The sequence below is a fragment of the Micromonospora sp. DSM 43699 genome (assembly GCF_055517075.1).
Genome location: NZ_JBTMMT010000028.1, coordinates 39,957 through 59,072, shown reverse-complemented (window position 1 = coordinate 59,072; position 19,116 = coordinate 39,957). Strand labels below are relative to the sequence as shown.

Annotated in this window: 18 protein-coding genes; 5 read left to right on the top strand and 13 right to left on the bottom strand. The window is 71.5% G+C overall.

The window, feature by feature from the left end; translation table 11 throughout:
* Nucleotides 1-803: 803 nt before the first annotated feature.
* Nucleotides 804-1,379: a DUF5753 domain-containing protein gene (locus AC0AIB_RS16070; protein ID WP_465096974.1), complete on the top strand. Its 576-nt coding sequence runs from the start codon at nucleotides 804-806 to the stop codon at nucleotides 1,377-1,379.
* Nucleotides 1,372-1,560: a DUF397 domain-containing protein gene (locus AC0AIB_RS16065; protein WP_328339209.1), complete on the top strand. Its 189-nt coding sequence runs from the start codon at nucleotides 1,372-1,374 to the stop codon at nucleotides 1,558-1,560. Before AC0AIB_RS16070 ends, AC0AIB_RS16065 begins: the two co-directional genes overlap by 8 nt.
* Here AC0AIB_RS16065 and AC0AIB_RS16060 read toward each other — a convergent pair.
* The 3 genes from AC0AIB_RS16060 to AC0AIB_RS16050 all read right to left on the bottom strand — a co-directional run bounded on the left by AC0AIB_RS16060 (nucleotide 1,554) and on the right by AC0AIB_RS16050 (nucleotide 3,788).
* The gene (locus AC0AIB_RS16060; RefSeq protein WP_328339207.1) at nucleotides 1,554-2,510 is read right to left on the bottom strand and encodes an RNA polymerase sigma-70 factor; all 957 of its coding nucleotides are present in this window, start codon (nucleotides 2,508-2,510) and stop codon (nucleotides 1,554-1,556) included. The genes AC0AIB_RS16065 and AC0AIB_RS16060 overlap by 7 nt on opposite strands.
* Before the next feature lie 95 nt (nucleotides 2,511-2,605).
* Nucleotides 2,606-3,079, bottom strand: coding sequence for a carboxymuconolactone decarboxylase family protein (locus tag AC0AIB_RS16055; protein ID WP_465096973.1), 474 nt, complete (start codon nucleotides 3,077-3,079; stop codon nucleotides 2,606-2,608).
* A 115-nt stretch (nucleotides 3,080-3,194) separates the two neighbouring features.
* Entirely contained in the window at nucleotides 3,195-3,788 is a 594-nt protein-coding gene (locus tag AC0AIB_RS16050; RefSeq protein ID WP_442930491.1) for a TetR/AcrR family transcriptional regulator, read from the bottom strand.
* A 58-nt stretch (nucleotides 3,789-3,846) separates the two neighbouring features.
* Here AC0AIB_RS16050 and AC0AIB_RS16045 point away from each other — a divergent pair, with 58 nt between their 5' ends.
* The gene (locus tag AC0AIB_RS16045) at nucleotides 3,847-4,749 is read left to right on the top strand and encodes an oxidoreductase (protein ID WP_328339201.1); all 903 of its coding nucleotides are present in this window, start codon (nucleotides 3,847-3,849) and stop codon (nucleotides 4,747-4,749) included.
* Between the two features lie 50 nt (nucleotides 4,750-4,799).
* On the opposite strand, the gene AC0AIB_RS16040 is transcribed toward AC0AIB_RS16045, so the two are convergent.
* On the bottom strand, nucleotides 4,800-5,819 hold the full coding sequence (locus AC0AIB_RS16040) for an aldo/keto reductase (protein ID WP_465096972.1): 1,020 nt from the start codon (nucleotides 5,817-5,819) through the stop codon (nucleotides 4,800-4,802).
* A gap of 149 nt (nucleotides 5,820-5,968) precedes the next feature.
* Here AC0AIB_RS16040 and AC0AIB_RS16035 point away from each other — a divergent pair, with 149 nt between their 5' ends.
* Nucleotides 5,969-6,550 (top strand): TetR/AcrR family transcriptional regulator, encoded by a 582-nt coding sequence (locus AC0AIB_RS16035; protein WP_328348897.1) that lies wholly within the window; start codon nucleotides 5,969-5,971, stop codon nucleotides 6,548-6,550.
* A gap of 55 nt (nucleotides 6,551-6,605) precedes the next feature.
* Here AC0AIB_RS16035 and AC0AIB_RS16030 read toward each other — a convergent pair whose 3' ends face one another.
* The gene (locus tag AC0AIB_RS16030; protein ID WP_328339197.1) at nucleotides 6,606-7,658 is read right to left on the bottom strand and encodes a hypothetical protein; all 1,053 of its coding nucleotides are present in this window, start codon (nucleotides 7,656-7,658) and stop codon (nucleotides 6,606-6,608) included.
* 108 nt (nucleotides 7,659-7,766) lie between these two features.
* Between AC0AIB_RS16030 and AC0AIB_RS16025 the strand changes: the two genes are divergently transcribed.
* Nucleotides 7,767-8,393 (top strand): TetR/AcrR family transcriptional regulator, encoded by a 627-nt coding sequence (locus tag AC0AIB_RS16025; RefSeq protein ID WP_328339195.1) that lies wholly within the window; start codon nucleotides 7,767-7,769, stop codon nucleotides 8,391-8,393.
* Nucleotides 8,394-8,591: 198 nt separating this feature from the next.
* Here the strand turns inward: AC0AIB_RS16025 and AC0AIB_RS16020 are convergent, their stop codons facing one another.
* The 8 genes from AC0AIB_RS16020 to AC0AIB_RS15985 are packed head-to-tail and all read right to left on the bottom strand — an operon-like array spanning nucleotide 8,592 to nucleotide 18,960.
* Entirely contained in the window at nucleotides 8,592-9,293 is a 702-nt protein-coding gene (locus AC0AIB_RS16020) for a hypothetical protein (RefSeq protein WP_328339193.1), read from the bottom strand.
* Entirely contained in the window at nucleotides 9,284-10,249 is a 966-nt protein-coding gene (locus AC0AIB_RS16015; RefSeq protein ID WP_328339191.1) for an NAD-dependent epimerase/dehydratase family protein, read from the bottom strand. The genes AC0AIB_RS16020 and AC0AIB_RS16015 overlap by 10 nt, the downstream gene beginning before the upstream one ends.
* Nucleotides 10,246-11,625 carry a nucleotide sugar dehydrogenase gene (locus AC0AIB_RS16010; RefSeq protein ID WP_465096971.1) on the bottom strand — a complete coding sequence of 460 codons (1,380 nt, stop codon included), beginning with the start codon at nucleotides 11,623-11,625 and terminating at the stop codon, nucleotides 10,246-10,248. The genes AC0AIB_RS16015 and AC0AIB_RS16010 overlap by 4 nt, the downstream gene beginning before the upstream one ends.
* 55 nt (nucleotides 11,626-11,680) lie before the next feature.
* Nucleotides 11,681-12,577 carry an NAD-dependent epimerase/dehydratase family protein gene (locus AC0AIB_RS16005; RefSeq protein ID WP_465096970.1) on the bottom strand — a complete coding sequence of 299 codons (897 nt, stop codon included), beginning with the start codon at nucleotides 12,575-12,577 and terminating at the stop codon, nucleotides 11,681-11,683.
* Nucleotides 12,574-13,368, bottom strand: a complete 795-nt coding sequence (locus AC0AIB_RS16000) for a nucleotidyltransferase family protein (protein WP_328348896.1) — start codon at nucleotides 13,366-13,368, stop codon at nucleotides 12,574-12,576. Before AC0AIB_RS16000 ends, AC0AIB_RS16005 begins: the two co-directional genes overlap by 4 nt.
* 48 nt (nucleotides 13,369-13,416) lie before the next feature.
* A complete protein-coding gene (locus AC0AIB_RS15995) occupies nucleotides 13,417-14,943 on the bottom strand; it encodes a hypothetical protein (RefSeq protein WP_328339185.1) in 1,527 nt (508 codons plus the stop codon).
* Nucleotides 14,943-16,778, bottom strand: coding sequence for a GT4 family glycosyltransferase PelF (pelF, locus tag AC0AIB_RS15990; protein ID WP_465096969.1), 1,836 nt, complete (start codon nucleotides 16,776-16,778; stop codon nucleotides 14,943-14,945). Before pelF ends, AC0AIB_RS15995 begins: the two co-directional genes overlap by 1 nt.
* Before the next feature lie 46 nt (nucleotides 16,779-16,824).
* On the bottom strand, nucleotides 16,825-18,960 hold the full coding sequence (locus AC0AIB_RS15985) for an Agd3-related carbohydrate-binding protein (protein ID WP_465096968.1): 2,136 nt from the start codon (nucleotides 18,958-18,960) through the stop codon (nucleotides 16,825-16,827).
* Between the last annotated feature and the right edge of the window lie 156 nt (nucleotides 18,961-19,116).

Sequence of the window (19,116 nt, the reverse complement as noted above, 5' to 3'; positions counted from 1 at the left end):
GTACCCCTGTCAGTCTGCGCATGTCGGTTGGTCTGCGCGGGCCGGTCGGTCGACCCGCCCTGTTCACCGGTGGCGGGCTCGCGGGGTTGCCGGTCGGGGCGGTCGCGCCAGGCGCGGACGGTGTCGGCGGCTGCGGTGAGGCGGCGGCAGGAGCCGTCGGGGCGGCAGCGGGGGGCAGGCGTTGCAGTGGTGGAAGTCGACCACGTAGCCGGCCATCAGGACGCGGAACGGCGGCCCGGGTCGTCCCTCAAACATGGCGGGTGCCCCGCTCGACGCCCGTTCCTGTCCGGCGCACCGCTGGGCAGGTTGGCATGTGCAGCCTCATCGGCGGTGCCCCCTGACCGCGTTCCGTGCCCGCCACTACGCGGCGGAGGTCAGCAACGGAAGGTCCCGCGCGAAGATCACCGTAGGGCTGTTCCACGCCGGTCGGCCCGCCCCGCATCCCTCCCGGTGTGCCCGATGGTGTCGGCCTTCTGCGGGGCACTCGACCGACCGACCACATCGACCGGATGATCCGGGCGCTGGAACCAATTCCATCGGGGCACAGTGCCACCTCCATTGATCGTCGACAGGCCGCCCTGTCCGCCACGATGAGTCCGAAACGGATCGAGGTGCAACGTCTCATCGAGAAATTCAGCGAAAGATGTTGACGATGCCTCATCGGGCCCGCCATCTGTTTCAGATGAGACAGGTGACGCACGGTGTTGAGACGGGAAGCGGAACGTGAGCGACGGATCTTCGGTCCCCCGCAGGCAGCTCGGCCGGTTGCTGGAGAGGTCATCCCTGCATGGTTCGAGTTGTACGTGGGGCTGGAAGCGGCAGCACGCCAGATCCGCCACTACGAGACGATGTTGATCCCGGGCCTGCTGCAATCTCCGGAGTACATGGCGGCGGTGTTCGAGAGCAAGCCTGGGCGTGCCGCACAGGAAGTGGCGCGGAAGGTGTCCCTTCGGCTGGAGCGGCAGCGTCTGCTGTCTCGACGCCGCCCGGTCGCTCCGACCTTCGAGGCCATCATCGACGAGGCGGTCATCCGCCGACCCATCGCCGATGTGGAGGCGTGGCGCAGGCAACTTGCGCATACCGTGAACGCCGCTCAAGCGCCCAACGTGTCGGTCCGCATCGTTCCGCAGTCGGCTGGTCCGCACATGGTCTTTGTCGCGAGCGCCTTCATTTTTCTGGATTCTCCGGCCCTCGGCACCCGCCCTGCCGAACCCTCCACTATCTACAGCGCGTCGCTCACCGGCAGTCTCTACCTGGACGGCCCGAACGAGCTGGAAACCTACTCCGAAGCCTGGCAGGCGCTCTCGGCGCTTGCCCTCGACGAGCGTGAGTCCGAGGATCTCATCGGACGTGTGATCAAGGAGACCTACGATGAATGAGCTGGCAAGTTCTCGCTGGCGCAAGAGCACACGCAGTGCCGAGGGCGCGTGTGTGGAGTTCGCCGACAGTCTGGCTGTCGGGGTGGGAGTGCGGGACAGTAAGGATGTTGCCGGGCCGGTACTGGTGTTCTCCGCCCAGTCCTGGCGGAGCTTCCTCGCCACCATCCGCCAGCCTCACTGACCGGCCCTTTGAGGCGTCGCACCCTCTGAGTTCCGGTGTCGACGGGCCTGTTTCGCCTGACGACTGATGGCCCAGGCGTCGGCGACCGGCCCGATGTGGCGGAGCTTGTCGGGATTGATGACCGCCCGGATGGTCTGCACCTGTCCGTCGTGCACATCGAGGGCGAGGACCTGGAGCACCCTGCCATCCGGGTCGCGGAAGATCACGCCGGGCTGGCCGTTGATCTCGTGCGGCGCGAACGACACGTCGATCCGGGTCAGCCAGGGCAGGACCGTGCCCAGCACCCGGGCCACGTTCTCTGCGCCCGTCACGGCCCTGGCCAGCTGCGGGGCCTTGCCGCCGCCGTCGCCGACCAGCTGCACCTCGGCGGCCAGCAGCTCGCGCAGTTCGTCGACGTTGCCGTCGGTCAGCGCGTCGAAGAACCGGGTCGCCAGCCTCTGCCGTTCCTGGCGGTCCGCCTCGAAGCGCGGCTGCCCGGCCGCCATGTGCCGGCGTGCCCGTACCAGCAGTTGCCGGCATGCCGGCTCCGATCGGCCGACCGCGCCGGCGATCTCGTCGAACCCGAAGGCGAACACGTCCCGCAGCACGAACACCACCCGCTCCAACGGGCTGAGCCGCTCCAGCAGCAGCAACGCCGCCATCGACACCGAGTCGGCCAGCTCCACCGACCGTGCCGGGTCCTGGTACGGGTCGTGCAGCAGCGGCTCGGGAAACCACGGGCCCACGTACTCCTCCCGCCGCCTCCGCGCGGAGCGCAACACATCGATCGAGAGTCGGGTCACCGTGGTCGACAGGAAAGCCCTGGTCGACGTGGGCCGGGTCGCTGAGCCGTCAAAGCGCAGCCAGGTTTCCTGCACCGTGTCCTCGGCCTCACCCACACTTCCCAGGATCCGATAGGCGATCGAGAACAGCAGCGGTCGCAGTTCCTCGAACTCCTCGACCTTGGTCACGCGGAACCCCTCCCACCCACTCGTGTGCACCTGCGCGGGCTCCGAGCCCGGTGGCCCGTAGTCGGGACACCGGGCCGGTGGCTGCTGTGGTGCGTTCAGTGGAACTGTCCGGGCTGGTAGGCGCCGGCCGGCTGCCGGGTGATGATGTTCATCCGGTTCGCCAGGTTCATGAACGAGACCAGGAACACCAGCGCGACCAGTTGCTCGTCGTCGTAGTGCTTGGCGGCGTCCGTCCACACCTCGTCGCTGACCCCGCCGGCCGCGTCCGCCACCCGGGTTCCCTCCTCCGCCAGTGCCAGCGCGGCCCGCTCGGCCTCGGTGAACACCGTGGCCTCCCGCCAGGCCGCGACCAGGTTCAGCCGCACCGACGTCTCGCCCGCCGCAGCGGCGTCCTTGGCGTGCATGTCGACGCAGACGGCGCAGCCGTTGATCTGGCTCACGCGCAGCGCCACCAACTCCTGGGTGGCGGTCGGCAGCGGTGACTCCTTCAACGCCTTGCCCGCCGACATCATGTGCTTGAGGGCCCTGCCGGCGGTCGGGGCGGCGAGGAAGTTCAGTCGGGCGTCCATGATGTGCTCCTCTGCGGTCGTTCATGGCTACACCCCCTGAGACGGGGCAGCCCACCGCCCAGTGACATGTCCGAACGTGACCCGCATCTCCCCGCTCGGCGGCTGACGTCGCCCGCTAACGGGGGCGGGACCCCCGCATGAACTGGTCGACGGCGGTCTGGGTGATCCCGTCGAGCAGCTCTGCTGCCACCAGGTTGCCGTTGACCAGGGTGGCGATGCCCTGCAACGTCGCGAACAGCACGATGCCGGCGCGGTCCGGGGGGCCGGGCTCCAGCAAGCCCTGGGCCTGCCCCTGGGCGATCAAATCGTCCATCAGCCCGAACGGCCCGGCGGCGGCGACGACGAGATGGTCGGCCCCCTGGCGGTGCTTGGCCGTGAACATCAGCTCCAGCAGCGCGGCGTCCTCGGTGGCGAACCGCAGGTAGGCGGCGGCCATGGCGTGCAGGCGCGGCCCGAAGTCGTCCCCGGCGGCGGCGAGCGCCGCACACAGTTCGGCGTGCAGCCGGGCGAAGCCGGCCTCGGCGAGGGCGTCGAGCAGCGCCTGCCGGTCGGGGAAGTGCCGGCGTGGCGCGGCGTGGCTGACGCCGACCTCCCGGGCCAGTTCACGCAGCGAGAGCTGGCCCGCGCCGTGTTGACGCAGGCTGCGCTCGGCCGCCGCGAGCAGCGTCGAGCGAAGGTTTCCATGGTGGTACGCGGGCACGACGGTCATCGTAGTCGACAAAAAGTCGTCGTTGCATACATTGTTGTCGCCGGCTACATTGTTTTCCATGACAACATTCACGCCCGCCCAGGTTCCCGCCATGACCGGCCGTACCGTCGTCGTGACCGGGGCGAACAGCGGCATCGGCCGGATCGCCGCCCGGGTGCTCGCCGCCCGGGGCGCCCACGTCGTGCTCGCCGTCCGGGACACCGCGAAGGGCGCTGCCGCCGCCGCGACCATGACCGGCGAGGTCGAGGTCCGCCGGCTCGACCTGGCCGACCTCGCCTCGGTCCGGGCGTTCGCCGAGGGCTGCACCGGGCCGATCGACCTGCTGATCAACAATGCCGGGCTGATGATCCCGCCGCTCGGCCGTACCGCGGACGGGTTCGAGCTCCAGTTCGGCACCAACCACCTCGGCCACTTCGCGCTCACCAACCTGCTGCTGCCGCAGATCCGGGAGCGGGTGGTGACCGTCTCCTCCAGCGGGCACCGGGCCGGGAAGATCGACTTCGACGACCCGAACTGGGAGCGCCGGTCCTACCGGGCGTTCCCCGCGTACGCGCAGTCGAAGCTGGCGAACCTGTTGTTCACCGCGGAGCTGCACCGCCGCCTCACCGAGGTCGGCTCGCCGGTGCGGGCGACCGCCGCCCACCCCGGCCTGGCCGCCACCAACCTGCTCGGGCACCTCGACCACGACCGCTCCCTGTGGAACCGGCTCCAGACGACCCTCGTCAACCGCTTCGCCCAGAGCGAGGCGGACGGCGCGCTGCCCACCCTCTACGCGGCGGTGGCCGACATCCCGGGCGGCAGCTACGTCGGGCCCGACGGATTGCTCGAAGGGCGCGGTGCGCCCAAGCTCGTCGGCCGGTCGAAGGCAGCCCGGGACGGCGCTACCGCCCGTCGCCTGTGGACGGTCTCCGAGGAGCTGACCGGCGTCACCTTCCCACTCGCCGCCCGGCCCACCCGGTAGGCGGTGCGAGTCGGAGCCCCGCGCCGCAGGTGGATCGAGCGGGTGACCGCTCAGCGGCGGCGCAGCGTCGGGTCGAGCAGGGCGGGCGGGGCGTCGTGCTTCTCGTCCGGGGCCAGGTCGACGCCGGGGGCGACGATCGCGTCGATCGCGTCGAGCACGTCGGCGGTGAGCACGGTGTCGGCGGCGGCGAGCTGGCTGCGCAGGTGGTCCGGCGTGCGGGGACCGATGATCGCGCTGGTCACGGCGGGGTGCGCGGTGACGAAGCCGAGCGCGAGCTGGATCAGGGTCAGCCCGGCCCCGTCGGCGACCTTGGCCAACTGCTCGACGGCGTCGAGCCGGGCCCGGTTGGCGGCGACGGTGAGGTCGAAGCGCTGCGGCAGGACGTCGGCGCGGTGGGTGGCGATCTCCCGGCCCGCCCGGACCGCGCCGGACAGCCAGCCCGAGGCGAGCGGGCTCCAGGCGAGCACGCCCAGCCCGTACTGTGCGGTGACGGGCAGCACGTGCGTCTCGATGCCGCGTTGCAGGATCGAGTAGCTGGGCTGCTCGGTGACGTACCGGCTCAGGCGGTGCTCCCGGGCGGCCCACTCGGCCTGCACGATCCGGTACGCCGGAAACGTCGAGCTGCCGAAGTAGCGGATCTTGCCGGCCCGCTGGAGGTCGGTCAGCGCGGACAGCGTCTCCTCGTCGCTCGTGGTCGGGTCCCACCTGTGGATCTGGTATAGGTCGACGTGGTCGACGCCGAGCCGGCGCAGGCTGTCGTCGAGCGCGGTGACCAGCCAACGCCGCGAGCTGCCCTGGTGGTTGCGCTCGTCGCCCATCGGCATGCTCGCCTTGGTGGCCAGCACGACGTCGTCGCGGCGGCCGGCGATGGCCCGGCCGACAAGTTCCTCCGACTCGCCCTGGCTGTACCGGTCGGCGGTGTCGATCAGGTTGATCCCTCCCTCCAGGGCGGCGTCGATGATCGCGGTGGCCTCGTCCTGGCCGGTCCGACCGATGGCGCCGAAGTTCATCGCGCCGAGCGCGAGGGTGCTGACCTGCACGCCGGTGCGGCCGAGGGTGCGGTACTGCATGGCTGTTCCTCCTGGGGATGACGGCGGCCGTCCCCGCGCTGGCGGTCGGCCGGCCGGTTCTGGCATCATGACTCAAGCGGAACAATGTTCCGCTAAGAACTATACGGAACCATGTTCCGCTTGCCAAGGAGGGTGGAGGCGTGGGCGCGATGACCGGCCGCGACGGGGGAGCGGCGTCGCCGGCCCCACGCAAGCGGGCCGACGCCCGGCGTAACGAGGCGACGCTGCTGGAGGCCGCCGCCGCGGCCTTCCTCGCTGTCGGCGTCGACGCGCCCGTCCGCGACATCGCCGCACGGGCCGGCGTCGGCGTCGGTACGATCTACCGCCACTTCCCGACCCGGGCGGACCTCATCGTCGCCGTCTACCGGCACCAGGTGCAGGCGTGCGCCGAGGCCGCGCCGGCCCTGCTCGCCACCAGCGGTACGCCGCACGCCGCCCTGGCCACCTGGATCGACCTGTTCGTCGACTTCCTGGTCACCAAGCACGGCCTGGCCGGGGCGCTGCAGTCCGACGACGCCGCCTTCGAGACGCTGCACGGGTACTTCCTCGACCGGCTCGTCCCCGCGTGCGCCCAGCTGCTCGACGCCGCCGCCGAAGCCGGCGAGATCCACCCCGGCCAGAACGCCCAGGAGTTCCTGTTCGCCGTCGGCAACCTCTGCGCCGGCCGCGCCCCCTACTACGACGCACGCCGCATGGTCGGGCTCCTCGTCGCGGGGCTGCGCCTGCGCTGAGGGGGCAGTGCCCAGTGGCCCGGACACTTGCCCCCTCTGGCCGGGCGTCGTCCGTTCAGCCGCGCCGACCGGCCGACGCGGGTGGGCGGGAGTAGTGCTCGGCGACGGCGGCGAACGCGGCCTTCGGCTCCCAGGGAAGGCCGGGATACGTCTCGCCGGTGCGGCCGTCGAGCACCTTGACGATTCCGGGGCTGGCGAGGTCGAGGTCGTCCCGGGGATCGCCGTCCGGCCGGTGCGGCAGGCTGGGTAGCGCGAAGAGGTGGACGAAGGCGCTGTCGACGCCCTCGCTGTCGAAGATGTCGAGCAGTTCGCGCAGGTATGCGGCCTGACCGTCCTCGTCGCGCTCGTACACTCCGTCCAGTCGCCGGGGCTTCCCGCTGGTCGCGTCGTACTCGATGATCTCCATGCTGCGTGGTGCGACTTCGCCCGCGCCGCGCCAGGTCGCGGTGCCGAAGCCGGTGACGGCGACCGGCTTGGGCTGGTCGACCAGCCGGCGTACGCCGTCGCGGAACTGGTCGGCGACCTCGGCGGACCGGATGAGTTCGACGGTCACCACGTCGAACAGGTCCCAGTCGACGCCCTCGAACGGGATCGCGGCGTAGGTGACCTTGCCGTGGAAGCGTTCGCGGACCGCCGCCACTGTGGTGCGCAGGAACTTGTCGAGGCGGACGCGGACCTCGGCGATGCGCTCGGCGCGGCCGTTCGGGTCGGTAAACAGGTGGTGGAGGCGGTCCGCGAGACGCTCCCCGGCGATGAAGCCACGGTTCATGATGCTCAGCTCGGCGCCGGTGACGAACACGACCTCGGCCCCCGTCGCGCGGAGCCGCTCGGCCCGCTCGGCGCAGTCGAGGAACAGCGCGCGGATCAGGTCGGGTTCCAGCTCCAGTGGATACGGCGAGAACCAGACCTCCAGGCCGAGTTCGGCGGCGGTGCGGGCGGCCGACTCCAGCCGCCCGGGATCGCCGCCGACCAGGTGTACGGCGGTGCAGTGCAGGTCGTCCCGAATGATGGCCAGTTCCCGGCGGACCACCTCGGGGTCCCAGTGCGGTACCGAACTGACGCCGTCGGTGACGAAGCCGGTGTCGTAGGCCATGCCCTTGGCGCGCATGTCGGCCCCTTTCGATCGTGGTGCTCCAAGACGGTTCGGAGGAACCGTAGCACAAACTTGCGCGCACGCAAGTTTGCGTGCACGTACCGAGTGTGCGAAAGTGGCACCGTGAGCAGTCCATCGACGCTGCGGGAACGGAAGAAGCGGGCCACCCGGGAGGCGCTCCAGTCGGCGGCCCTGCGCCTCGCGCTGGAACGCGGGCCGGACAACGTCCGCGTCGAGGAGATCGCCCAGGCGGCGGGCGTGTCGCCCCGGACCTACAACAACTACTTCCCGAGCCGGGAGCAGGCGATCGTCGCCGGGGTCGCTGCGGACCGCGCGGCCGGGATCGCGGGGGCCGTGCTCGCCCGGCCGGCCGGGGTCGGCCTCGGTGACGCGGTCATCGACGCCGTCGTGGGCCTGTACACCGACCCCGGCGACCATCCCCCCGCCGCGCTGCTGATGATCGCCGCCAGCCCCGCGCTGCGCGCCTGCTACGTCGACGCGGTCACCACGATCGACGAACCGCTCTTCGAGGCGGTCACCGCCCGCTGCCCAGGCATCGAACTTCTGACCGCCCGGGTGCTCTCCGCCGCCGTCGGCGCGGCGACCAGGGTGGCGCTGCGGCAGTGGCTGGACGGCACGAGCGAGGTGCCGTCGATGGCCGGGTTCGTGGTGCCGTCCGGGCCACTGCCGGACCTCGTCCGGGCCGCGTTGCTGCCGCTCGCCCCCGCCTTCGACACCGCAACTGCCTGACCCGCCGCCCCGACCCGCTGCCTGCCCGCCGGCCGGACGCCGTCTGCCGCCCGACCGCTGCGGGGAACCCCGCCCCCGTCGGGCGGGAGCCGGTCGTGCGTGGTGCCGACGCACGATCCGGTCCCGGCCCGGCAGGGGCGGGTGCCCAAGCCGGACCGGGCACCGGACCGGCCCGGGCGGACGTCCCGAACGGGGTGGTCAGGTACGGGACAGGGCGCGGTCGCTGACCGAGGACTGGAGCCCGAACTGGCGGGCCCGGCGCTCGGCGAAATCGGTGAGCCCCTGGCTGTCGGCGTAGTCGAGGCTGTAGAGGTCCAGCTCCAACTGGAGCAACTGCTCGGCGATCTGGGCGTGGAACTCCAGCACGTCGGGCGGCCAGGCGGCGTAACCCTGGTCGGTCCACCGGGCCGAGAACGACTCGAAGACGATCCCGTCGACGATCTCGGCCAGCCGGGGCAGCATGCCGAACCCCCGGTTGGCCAGCAGGTACGCCGGCTGGGCCTCCTCCCGGACCGCGGCGACCAGGGTGAGCAGGTGCGGCACGTCCTCCGGGAAGGTCAGCTCGACGTTGAGCGTGTCCAGGAAGAGCCCGGCGAAGCCCTGCGCGATCGCCTGTTTCGCCTGCTTCACCACGTGCGCCACCCAGAGCGGATGGTCGACGTGGACGAACGCGCCACCCCAGTCCGGGTTGCGTTCCTGCCGCTGCCAGGGCGCGGGTGGCCCCTGGTCCTCCGACAGCGACAGGTAGCCGAGCGTCTGCACGTCCTGCTCGGCGAGGTAGCGCAGCTCGGCCGGCCGGTAGAAGTCCGGTTGCAGGACCACCCGCACGTACCTGGTGAGTTCGGGCAGCCGGCCGTCGCCGTAGTAGAAGCAGATCGGGCGTCGGTTCGTCACGTCCATCCGTGCTCCTGGTACCAGGCGAACGTGCTGCGTACCCCCTCTTCCAGGCTGACGCCCGGCTCGTAGCCGGTCAGCTCGCGCAGCCGGGACAGGTCCGGGCAGCGGCGGGCGACCGATCCCGGTGGCGCGCTCCGGGGCACGATGGCGGGGCTCACCCCGGCCACCCGCAGGACCAGCTTGGCCAGGTCGCCGATGTTGGTCTCCTCCCGGTCGTTGCCGATGTGCACGATCTGCCCGGCGGCGGCAGGTGCCCCCATCAGCCGCAGCATCGCCTCGACCGCGTCGTCCACGTGGCAGAACGCCCGGTACTGGTCGGCGCCGGGGACCGGGAACGGGTCGGCCCCGCGCAGGGCACGCAGGGACATCTCCGGGATGACGTGGTCGGCGCCCATCCGGGGGCCGTACACGTTGTGGAATCGGCCCACCACGGTCTCGAAGCCCTTGGCGCGGGCGGTGTGCAGGAAGGCGGCCTCGCCGAGCAGCTTGCTGGCCGCGTACGCGAAGCGGGGGGCCGCGATGTCGGAGATCATCGTCGGCACCGTCTCGGCCGTCGGCACCGGCACCACCCCGGCGGTGACGCCCCCGGCGTAGACCTCGCTGGTGGAGGCGAAGAAGACCCGCTCACCCGGGGCCACCCAGTCGAGCAGGTGCAGCGCGGAGAGGGTGTTGACCCGGATCACCCGGGCCGGATCCTGCTCCACGTTGCGCACCCCGACGACGGCGGCGAGCAGGTAGATCTGGTCCCAGCCGGTCGGCAGCGCGGCCCAGGTGTCCGGGCTGGTCAGGTCGCCGGAGATCACCTGTACGGCCGGATCGGCGCGCAGCCGGTCGAGGTCGGCGTCGTCGCGGCCCCGGGAGAAGTCGTCCACGATAGTCACCTGGTGACCGTCGGCGACGAGACGGCGGGCCAGGTGCAGGCCGATGAAGCCGGCCCCGCCGAGCAGCAGTGCCCTCATGCGGACACCGCCCCGGCGGTCGCCGCGCCGGCGCCGGCGGCAGCGCCGGCCGTACCGCCGTCGTCACCCGGACCGGTCGGTGCGGGCGGCAGGTAGCCGAGTCCGGCGTAGCGCACCCCGGCGGCCATCACCGCGTCGCCGTCGAGCACCCGCCACGAGTCGTAGACGAACGCCGGGGGCGTCGCGCCGAGCACCTCCGGTACCCGCAACGCCCGGTAGTCCGGATGGTCGTTGATGATCAGCACGGCGTCCGCCTCGGTGAACGCCTTGTCCAGGCTGACCGGTTCGCCGCCGTACTGGCGGATCACGTCGTCGGTGACCATCGGATCGTGGCCGAGGACTGTCACACCGGCGGCGGAGAAGACCCGCATCATCGGCTCGATCGGGGTGCCCCGCATGTCGTCGGTCGCCGGCCAGCCCTTGTACGCCCAGCCGAGCACCGCCAGCCGGGCGCCGAGGCTGCGCCCGCGCGACTCGACGAGCATCCGGACCACGGTCTCACCGACGTGGATCGGCAGGTACTCGTTGAGCTGGCGGGCCTTGCCGACGAGGAACGGCCGCCTGTCACCCGCACTGTCGATCATGATGTACGGGTCCTTCGAGAGGCAGCCGCCGCCCACGTACCCGGGCTTGGCCAGATCCGGGCGCGGGTAGTCGACGTTGGTCGCCCGGATCACCTCCAGCGGGTCGAGGCCGTGCCGCTCGGCGATCAACGCGATCTCGTTGCCGAACGCGTAGATCAGGTCGGTGTGGCAGTTGTTCGACAGCTTCACCAACTCGGCGGTCTCCAGCCCGGAGACCGGGACGACGGTGCGTGCCAACCCGTCGAAGAACTCGACCCCGGCGGCGAGGCTCTCGTCGTCCAGGCCGCCTACCACCTGCGGCAGCTCGACGAGTTCCCGCAGCGCCTGGCCCTGGATGGTCCGCTCCGGGGCCATCACCAGCTTCACCCGCTCACCCCAGGCGGCCTGGAGCTCCGGCAGCACCACCCGGCGGCTGGTGCCGACCGGCACCGTGCTGCGCACCACCACCAGGGTGTCCGGGCGGCAACTGGCGGCCACCACCCGGGCGGCGGCGGCCAGGTTCGCCAGGTTGGGGCGGTGGGTCATGTTGTCCACCGGCGTCGACACGCTGATCACCGCCACGTCGACGGTGTCCTTCGGCAGGTCGGCGGCGACGTGGATGCTCTTGCCGAGGTGGGCGGCGAAGACGTCCTCGATGCCGGGCTCGAAGATGTGCGGCCGGCCGTGCGAGAGCGCGTCCAGCACCGCCGGCGAGACGTCCGCGCCGTACACCGTGAAGCCCTTGTCGGCGAGGGCGGCGGTGAGGGTGAGCCCCACGTAGCCCAGGCCCACGACCCCGATCTTCGTACTCATCTGCGGTGTCCTCTCGTGTTACGGGTGTGTCGTGATGGGGGAGCGGTCCGCCGGCTCAGCGTGCGTCGCCGGCGGCCCAGATGTCCTTGATCGACGTCGCCAGGTCGCGCACCGGCGACCACCCCAGCTCGTGGGCGGCCCGGCCGATGTCGGCCTGGATCCAGTCGACCGCCTGCGAGCGCTGCGGCCCGACGCCGGCCTCCCGGATCGCGCCGTCGTAGCCCGCCGCGTCGGCCAGCAGCGCGACGGCCTGCCGGGCGCTGACCGCCCGGCCGCTGCCCGCGTTGACGACCCGGTGCCGCAGCGCGGGCGCGAGCGCCGCCGCCGTGATCAGCGCGGCGAGATCCCGCACGTCGACGAAGTCCCGGTACGCCGACAGCGGTCCCAGGGTGATCTCGGTCGCCCCGTCGGCCAGCGCGGCCCGGATCCGCGCCGCCGCCCGACCGAGCAGGTTCTCCTGCGACATGCCGGGACCGATCGGGTTGAACACCCGCAGCGAGACAGCGTCGACCTCGCCGGCCTCCCCGGCGAGTTGGAACAGCCGGGTCCCGGCCAGGTGGCTCACGCCGTACGCGCTGACCGGTCGGGCCGGTGCCTCCTCGGTGACCGGGACGCGCTGCGGCAGCGGCCCGTACTCGCCGGCCGAGCCGAGCCGGACCAGCCGGGCCTGCGGTGCCGCCGCGGCGGTCGCCTCAAGCAGCTTCGCCGCGACCACCGTGTTCGCGTTGACCAGTTGGGCGGCGGAGCCGGTGAGGGCGCCCACACAGTTGACCACCGCGTCCGGGGCGACCTCGCGCAGCAGCACCGCGAGCGCGGCCGGCTCGCCGTCGAGCAGGTCGTACGTCGCCCGCCCCGGGCAGATCACCTCGGTGACCCGGGGATCCGCGGCCAGGGCGTCGCGGGCGTGCCCGCCGATGAATCCGGACGCCCCGAACAGCAGTACCCGCGTCACGTCAGCTCCCCGGCCCGCACCACGCCCGGCAGGTCGGCGACGGCCAACGGCTCGGCCGCCTCACCGACGGTCACCTCCACCGGCCTCGACCGGGTGGGCAGCAGGATCGGCTTGAGCTGGGGGAACGAGCGGTTCGCCTCGTCGTAGTCCTCCGGTCGGCCGATGTCCAGCCAGAACCCCTCGAACGGGTACGTCCGTGGCTGGTCGCCGCCCGCCAGCAGGTCCAGCACCAACTGGTCGAAGCCGAGGGCCAACCCGGCCGGATACGGGTCGAGCGTCCGGCGGGACATCCCGTAGACACCCATGCTGACCGGGTAGTGCAGCGCCGGCTTCTCCCGGAACCCGACGACCCGCCCGTCGTCCACGTCGAGCACGCCGAAGTCGATCCGGTGCACCCGTTCGGAGGTCGCCAGGGTCAGCCCTGCCCCGGAGAGCTGATGGTCCCGCAGCAGGTCGCCGTAGTCCAGGTCGGTGAGGACGTCGCCGTTCATCACCAGGAACTCGTCGGGCAGCCGGTCCTTCAGGGCGAACAGCGGGCCGACCGTGGACAGTGGTCGGTCCTCCTCGACGTAGTCGATGGCGAGGCCCCACCGGTTGCCGTCCCCGACGAACGCCCGGATCAGCGGGCCGAGGTGGTTGATCGCCAGGGTCACCGAGGTGAACCCGCGCGAGGCGAGCTGGTCGAGCACGATCTGGAGGATCGAGTGGCTGTCCCCGATCGGCATCAGGGGCTTCGGCAGCGTCGTGGTGTACGGCTTCAGCCGCACCCCTTTGCCGCCGGCAAGAATCACCGCGTGCAACCGGACCTCCCCATAGGTCTCGCGTGGACTATCGGTGGACTATCGGTAGTGCCGAACCTGCCCGATCACCGGAAACAGACCGAGCGCGAACAACGCCTGGAGTAGCAGCACGCTGCCCAGGTAGAGCGAGGTGTCGGCGACCGGGTCGTCGCCCTGGCCGAGCAGCGGGGCGACGCCGAGCAGCCCGCCGAGGCCGACGTGCAGCACGACCACCACCGTCATGGCCAGGCAGAGCCAGCCGTACCGGCCCCTACCGACCAGCAGGAAGGCCAGGTAGTACGCCCCGGCGAGGGCCACGTGCGCAGCGGTCATCACCACCCCGGCGGCCGAGAGCCGGCCCAGCTGGGCGAGCACGACGATCAGCACCGCCCCGAGCACCGCCGGCACCGCCAGACAGGCGGCGACCTCCCGGCCGATGGTGCGCCAGATCCCGGCGACGAAGCCGCGCGGGACGCGGGCCCGTCGGGACAGCGCGACCCCGCTCGCCCAGAACCGGCTGGTCCGCCACTCGACGAACCCCATGGACAGGATCAGCGGCACCGCCGCCGCCGCGATGTCCAACCGGCCCAGCAGGTAGGGCGCCTGCGCGTGGAAGAGCAGCACCGCCGAGCAGAACCCGTAGCCGGCGACGCCGAGCAGCCGGGGCGCGGGCGGCCACAGCGGTTCCCGGGCCACCGGCTCCTCGGCCCGGACGGCCTCCCGGGTGGCCCAGAGCCCGGCGGCGAGGCTGGCCAGCACGCCGAGGACCGCCCCGCCGACCGCCCAGAGCCGGGCCGTCGCGCCCCCGTCGAGCAGGAAGACGGCGCCGGAGAGCACCGCCGGGAGCATGGCCGCCGCCAGCCACCACTCACGACTGTGGAAGAGCAGCAGCGTGCTCGCCAACTGGTAGGTCAGTTGGAAGACCATCATGACGGCGAGCGGCAGGCCGCCGTACGGCAGCAGCGCGGCACCGGCCACCGCGCCGAGCAGGGGCGCGGTCAGCGCGGCGATCCGCAGCACCCGGCTGGCCGACCGGACCCGGCCCAGGCCGAGCAGGCGGAACGCCGCGTGGGCGGCCATCCCCGACCAGATCCACCCCACCGTGCCGGCGAGGATCATGCCGAGCACCAGGCCAGGTCGACCCACGACCGCCAGTACGGCCGGGAAGGCGGCGCTGGGCAGCACGTACAGCAGGCCGTGCGAGATCGTCCGCAGGTCGCCCCGCCGGTCGGGGCCGGGCGCGGACGCGGCGGGCGGCCCGTCCACCACCGGCGGGTTGGGCCCCAACCGCCGGAACACCTCCGAGGCGAGGACGAAGACGTCGCGGTAGCCGTACTCGACCTGGGCGGCCCGGTCGGTGTGCCCGTCGGCCTCCAGGGCGGCGGCGACCTGGAGCGCGTCCACCGCCCGGGTCAGCTGGGGGCGGACCCGCTCGACCAGGTCGTCGACCGGATCGGTGGAGATCCGGGGCAGCAGGATCGTGCGTTCGGGACTGTCCGCCCGGTCGTCGGTCCCCGCCTCGGTGGTCATCGTGGCGAAGGGTCGGAACAAGGGGTCGGTGACGTCCGGGTCGTTGGTGCCGGTCATCAACGACCGCCGGTGGCGCGCAGGATGCCGACAGTTGGATCGTCGCCCGCACACGTGCCGTCCGGATACGTGCCGTCCGGGCGCGTTCCGGCGGACTGCGGCAGCTCGGGCCCGGACGAGTTCGGGTCGTGGCGGCTCGGGTACGCGGCGGACGAGTACTGTTCCGGCCCCCGTTGGCGGGGCACCCGGGCGACGACGGGGACGCTTTCGGGCCGGGGCGCGACGGGCACGCTTTCAGGCCGGGCGGCGACGGGCACGGCCTCGGGGCGGGCGGCGACGGCGGCCACCCCGGGGCGGACCGAGCGGTTCGGGACGCGGACGAAACCCTGGGCCTGACCGCGCAGCTGCTTCGGGGCGGGGGACGCGGTCGGGGGCTCGGCGAGCCCCTCGTAGATGTCGCGGTACGCCTGCAACGAGCGTTGCAGGGTGAACTTCTCCAGCACCCGCGCGCGGGCGTCCGCTCCCAGCCGCAGCCGCAGCTCCCTGTCGTTGAGCATCCGTACGCAGGCGTCGGCGATCGCGGCGACGTCCCGTGGCGCGACGACGAAGCCGGTGTCGCCGACCGCCTCGGCGACCCCGCCCACGTTGGTGCACACGGTGGGCCGGCCGCACGCCATCGCCTCCACCACCGTGTAGGGGAAGCCCTCGGAGATGCTGGTGAGCGCCACCAGGCTGCCCGCGTGGTACGCCTCGACGGCGTTGCCCACCCGGCCCTCCAGGACGGCCTGCCCGGTCAACCCGAGTTCGTCGATCAGGGCCAGACAGCTCTCGTGGTAGACCTTGTTGGCGGCCGGCGTCCCACCGAAGATGCGCAGCCGGGCGTTCGGGATCTCCGCGCGGACCACCGCGAACGCCCGGATCAGGGTGTGCAGGTCCTTGAGCGGGTCGATCCGGCCCATGAACGAGATGGTCGGCTCGTCCGGCTCGCCGGCCGCCGGCGGGAACTCGTCCGGGTCGACGCCGTTGTACATCGTCCACATCCGGTCGGGGTCGGCGCCGTTGTGCAGCTGCCAGCGCCGGTTGTACTGCGAGTGCGGCGCGAGCGCGCCGGTGATCAGGTAGGCCGCGCCGGCGAGCGAGCGGAAGAAGCTCAGCACCAGCACCCGGACCGGGTGCGGCGCGTCGTCGTGCAGATAGGAGATGTAGCGTTCGCGCAGGTAGATGCCGTGTTCCGAGAGCACCAGCGGGGTGCCGTACGTCCAGGTGGCGGCCATCCCGACGAGCGTGGACAGTCCGTTCATCGACGAGTGCACGATGTCGGCGCGGACCGGCGGCGCGCTCAGCGGCCGGAGCATGTGCGAGATGAGCCAGGCCGCCTCGAGCGCGTCGGCGACGGTGGGCGTCGGCCCGGTCTCCTCGACCCGCAGGGTGTGCCAGGCCTCCAGCATCATCCGCAGCGCCTCGTTGGAGAGCAGGGCGGCGCTCAGGTCACCGCCGCCGGCGGCGTACTCGAACATGCCGCGCAGGGCGAGCAGGAAGGTGCTCCGGTTCACCGCGCCGGCCTGGGAGCGGGTCGACTCCAGCGGGGTGACCAGCGCCCGCAGGAACACCTCGTACGACTCGACGAACTCCGCGCCGGGGCGGCCGGACGGGACCAGCACTCCCCGGCCCCGCCGGGGGCGGCGGCCTGCCGGCCGACCGCCCCACAACGGGATCGAGTGCACTCGGTCGAGGTTCGCCGGCCGCTCGAACACCGGCTCCTCGGTGCCGTCCACGGTGAGCGCCACGACCTCCCACCGGTAGTCCGGCATTCCCCGGATGAGCTGCTCGCACCAGATGCTCACCCCACCCATCGCGTACGGGTAGGTGCCCTCCGAGACCAGCGCGATCCTCACCAATTGCTCCCGTTCACCTTTGCTGTGCTGATTTCGTCGTGCCGCCCTACAGGCGAGGAGCGGCGGTGAACGTCACGGGGGTGTTCGCCACAAGCGTCACCGGGACGGTGACGTCGCTGCCGTACGTGCCGGCACCCGCGGTGGTCGTGGTCACGCCACCGAGTTGGAGCGAGCCGGCGGCCGGCGAGGTCACCGTGATCTCACCGGTGGTCCGGTCGTAGACCGCCGACGCCCCGGCGCCGAGCGCGGCGAAGTGGGCCGTGCGCGCCCTGGTGTAGGCGGCGATGTCGGTCCACGCCGAGTTCAGCAGCGGCACCGAGTAGTAGGAGCTGTACTTGGTGAGCACCGCACCCGCCCAGTCGGTGACCAGGCTGTTGCCCGAGCCGTAGTCACGCACGTTGGCGACGTGGAACGTGTGCGCGTAGATCGAGCCGGACGTCACGTGCTGTAGCCCCACCGTCGACTCGTAGTCCAGGATCTGCGAGTAGGTGCGGTCGGTGGGCCAGTAGGGGAAGTGGCCGTTCGGACCGTAGAAGGCGTTGTAGAAGTGCGTCTCCTCGGCCTGGTTGGTGGTGTGGTAGGCGATGTTGGTCGGCCAGCACGGCACCACCGCGATGCTCGGGTCCAGCGGGTGCGCGGTGGACGCGTTGAAGTGCGCCGGCACGTGGCTGGCGAACGACATGTTGCCGACAAGCGTGTTGATGCCGAGGTCGCCGGCCGCGTCGATCAGGTCCGGGTTGGACGCGGCGAGGCCGTAGTCGGTGAGCACGCCGCTGGAGTTGTTGTAGACACCGAGGCCGGAGTACTCGGGGGTCTTCAGCACGGCGGCCGGAGGGTTCAACCCGATCGAGGTGCCAGCGGTCTGGTTCGAGCTGATCTCGTCGTGGGTGGTGGCGTAGTCGGTAGTGTTCAGCGCGGGGTGGGTGAGCGTGTGGTTGATCCACCGGAAGTTGTTCTTCAGGCACTTCGTGGTGGCGGTCAGCGTGGTGGCGTCGCCGTTCGGGCTGCACGTGCTGCCGGCGAACGGGTCGATCTCGGCGCCGTTGTAGGGAATGTTGAAGGTGAAGCCGGACGCCAGCGGGTTCGCGGTGCGCAGCGCGGTCTGCTTCGTGTCGAGGTTGACCGCGTCGTGCCCGCTGATCTGCAAGCCGGGGGTGTACTCGATGGTGCCGTCGTCCTTGTAGTGGTCCGAGAAGCTGAACCAGTCGTCGATGTCGACGTTGAGGTGGTGCTTCTGCTCACCGAAGTGCAGGCCCTTGGTCGCCCACCGGAACAGGCCGTAGACCAGCAGGTCCGAGTGGAGCAGGTACTGGTTGGAGGTGAACGTCAGGGCGATCCGCTCCCGACCGTCGGTCGACGTGGTGCGCACGGCCAGCACGTTGGAGCCGTTGGTGAGCAGGGCGTCGGCGTTGCAACCGCTCTTGATCGACGTCTTGTAGACGTAGGACTGCGTCAACGGGATCTGGGCGGTGCTCTTGAGGTAGTCGAAGACCCCGGCGCCGGCGGTGGTCAGCGAGAGCGGCAGGGCGGTGTCGCCGACCGCGGTCTCCCCGGCGGAGTTGAGGCAGTAGTCCTCCGGCCAGGTGCCGTAACTGGTGTAGAGGGCGACCTGCCGCACCTGGAAGTTGCGCTCGTAGGCCCAGAGGGTGGTCCACTCCGTGCTGCTGAGGCCCTCCAGGTAGTTGCCGCCCGACTCGTAGATCAACATGCTGTTGGTCAGCAGGATCGCGTTGTACTTGCCGACCCCGTTGGAGTCGACGAGCGTGCTCGCCGAGAGCGTCTGGCTGGCGGTGTAGATGATGTCGTAGCTCGCGCCGACCCGGTCGAGGGTGGTGGTGAGCGTGGCCACGCCGAAGTCCGCAGTGTTGGTGGCCACGATCAGCGAGCGGAGCGCGACCTTGTCGTTGAGCGCCTGGGTGCCCACCGCGCCACTGCGGGCGCCCGACGGGGACGGGGCGACCTTGACGGTGCCGGACCGGGTGGGCAGCGGCCCGGGTCGGGCCTCCTTCTTGCTCGCGACCTGACCGAGGCCGGGTGCGCTCGGCGGCTGGGCCAGCGTGCTTGGCGCTGTCCGTGGCTGGGCGAGGCCGGCGGTCTGGGTGCCGAGGACGACCGCGAGCGCGGTGAGCCCGGCGAGGGCGATTCGTTTCGCGCGCGGGCGCGCAGGTCCGGTGGGGACCATGTGGTGACCTCCGATGAGGAGAAGAACAATGCCGCAGCTCAGTAGGAGCTGCCGGGTTGCCATCGAAGGCTAGCAATTATTCTTCCGGATTCAGCGTCCGATCCTGTCGCATGTGGAGCATTGACGCAAGCGGGGTGGGATGTTAGCGCCGCACCT

Coding starts and splice junctions, on each gene's coding strand:
- AC0AIB_RS16065 (WP_328339209.1), top strand. CDS start 1,372: ATGAATGAGCTGGCAAGTTCTCGCTGGCGCAAGAGCACACGCAGTGCC.
- AC0AIB_RS16055 (WP_465096973.1), bottom strand. CDS start 3,079: ATGGACGCCCGACTGAACTTCCTCGCCGCCCCGACCGCCGGCAGGGCC.
- AC0AIB_RS16050 (WP_442930491.1), bottom strand. CDS start 3,788: ATGACCGTCGTGCCCGCGTACCACCATGGAAACCTTCGCTCGACGCTG.
- AC0AIB_RS16045 (WP_328339201.1), top strand. CDS start 3,847: ATGACAACATTCACGCCCGCCCAGGTTCCCGCCATGACCGGCCGTACC.
- AC0AIB_RS16040 (WP_465096972.1), bottom strand. CDS start 5,819: ATGCAGTACCGCACCCTCGGCCGCACCGGCGTGCAGGTCAGCACCCTC.
- AC0AIB_RS16035 (WP_328348897.1), top strand. CDS start 5,969: ATGACCGGCCGCGACGGGGGAGCGGCGTCGCCGGCCCCACGCAAGCGG.
- AC0AIB_RS16030 (WP_328339197.1), bottom strand. CDS start 7,658: ATGCGCGCCAAGGGCATGGCCTACGACACCGGCTTCGTCACCGACGGC.
- AC0AIB_RS16020 (WP_328339193.1), bottom strand. CDS start 9,293: ATGGACGTGACGAACCGACGCCCGATCTGCTTCTACTACGGCGACGGC.
- AC0AIB_RS16015 (WP_328339191.1), bottom strand. CDS start 10,249: ATGAGGGCACTGCTGCTCGGCGGGGCCGGCTTCATCGGCCTGCACCTG.
- AC0AIB_RS16010 (WP_465096971.1), bottom strand. CDS start 11,625: ATGAGTACGAAGATCGGGGTCGTGGGCCTGGGCTACGTGGGGCTCACC.
- AC0AIB_RS15995 (WP_328339185.1), bottom strand. CDS start 14,943: ATGACCGGCACCAACGACCCGGACGTCACCGACCCCTTGTTCCGACCC.
- AC0AIB_RS15985 (WP_465096968.1), bottom strand. CDS start 18,960: ATGGTCCCCACCGGACCTGCGCGCCCGCGCGCGAAACGAATCGCCCTC.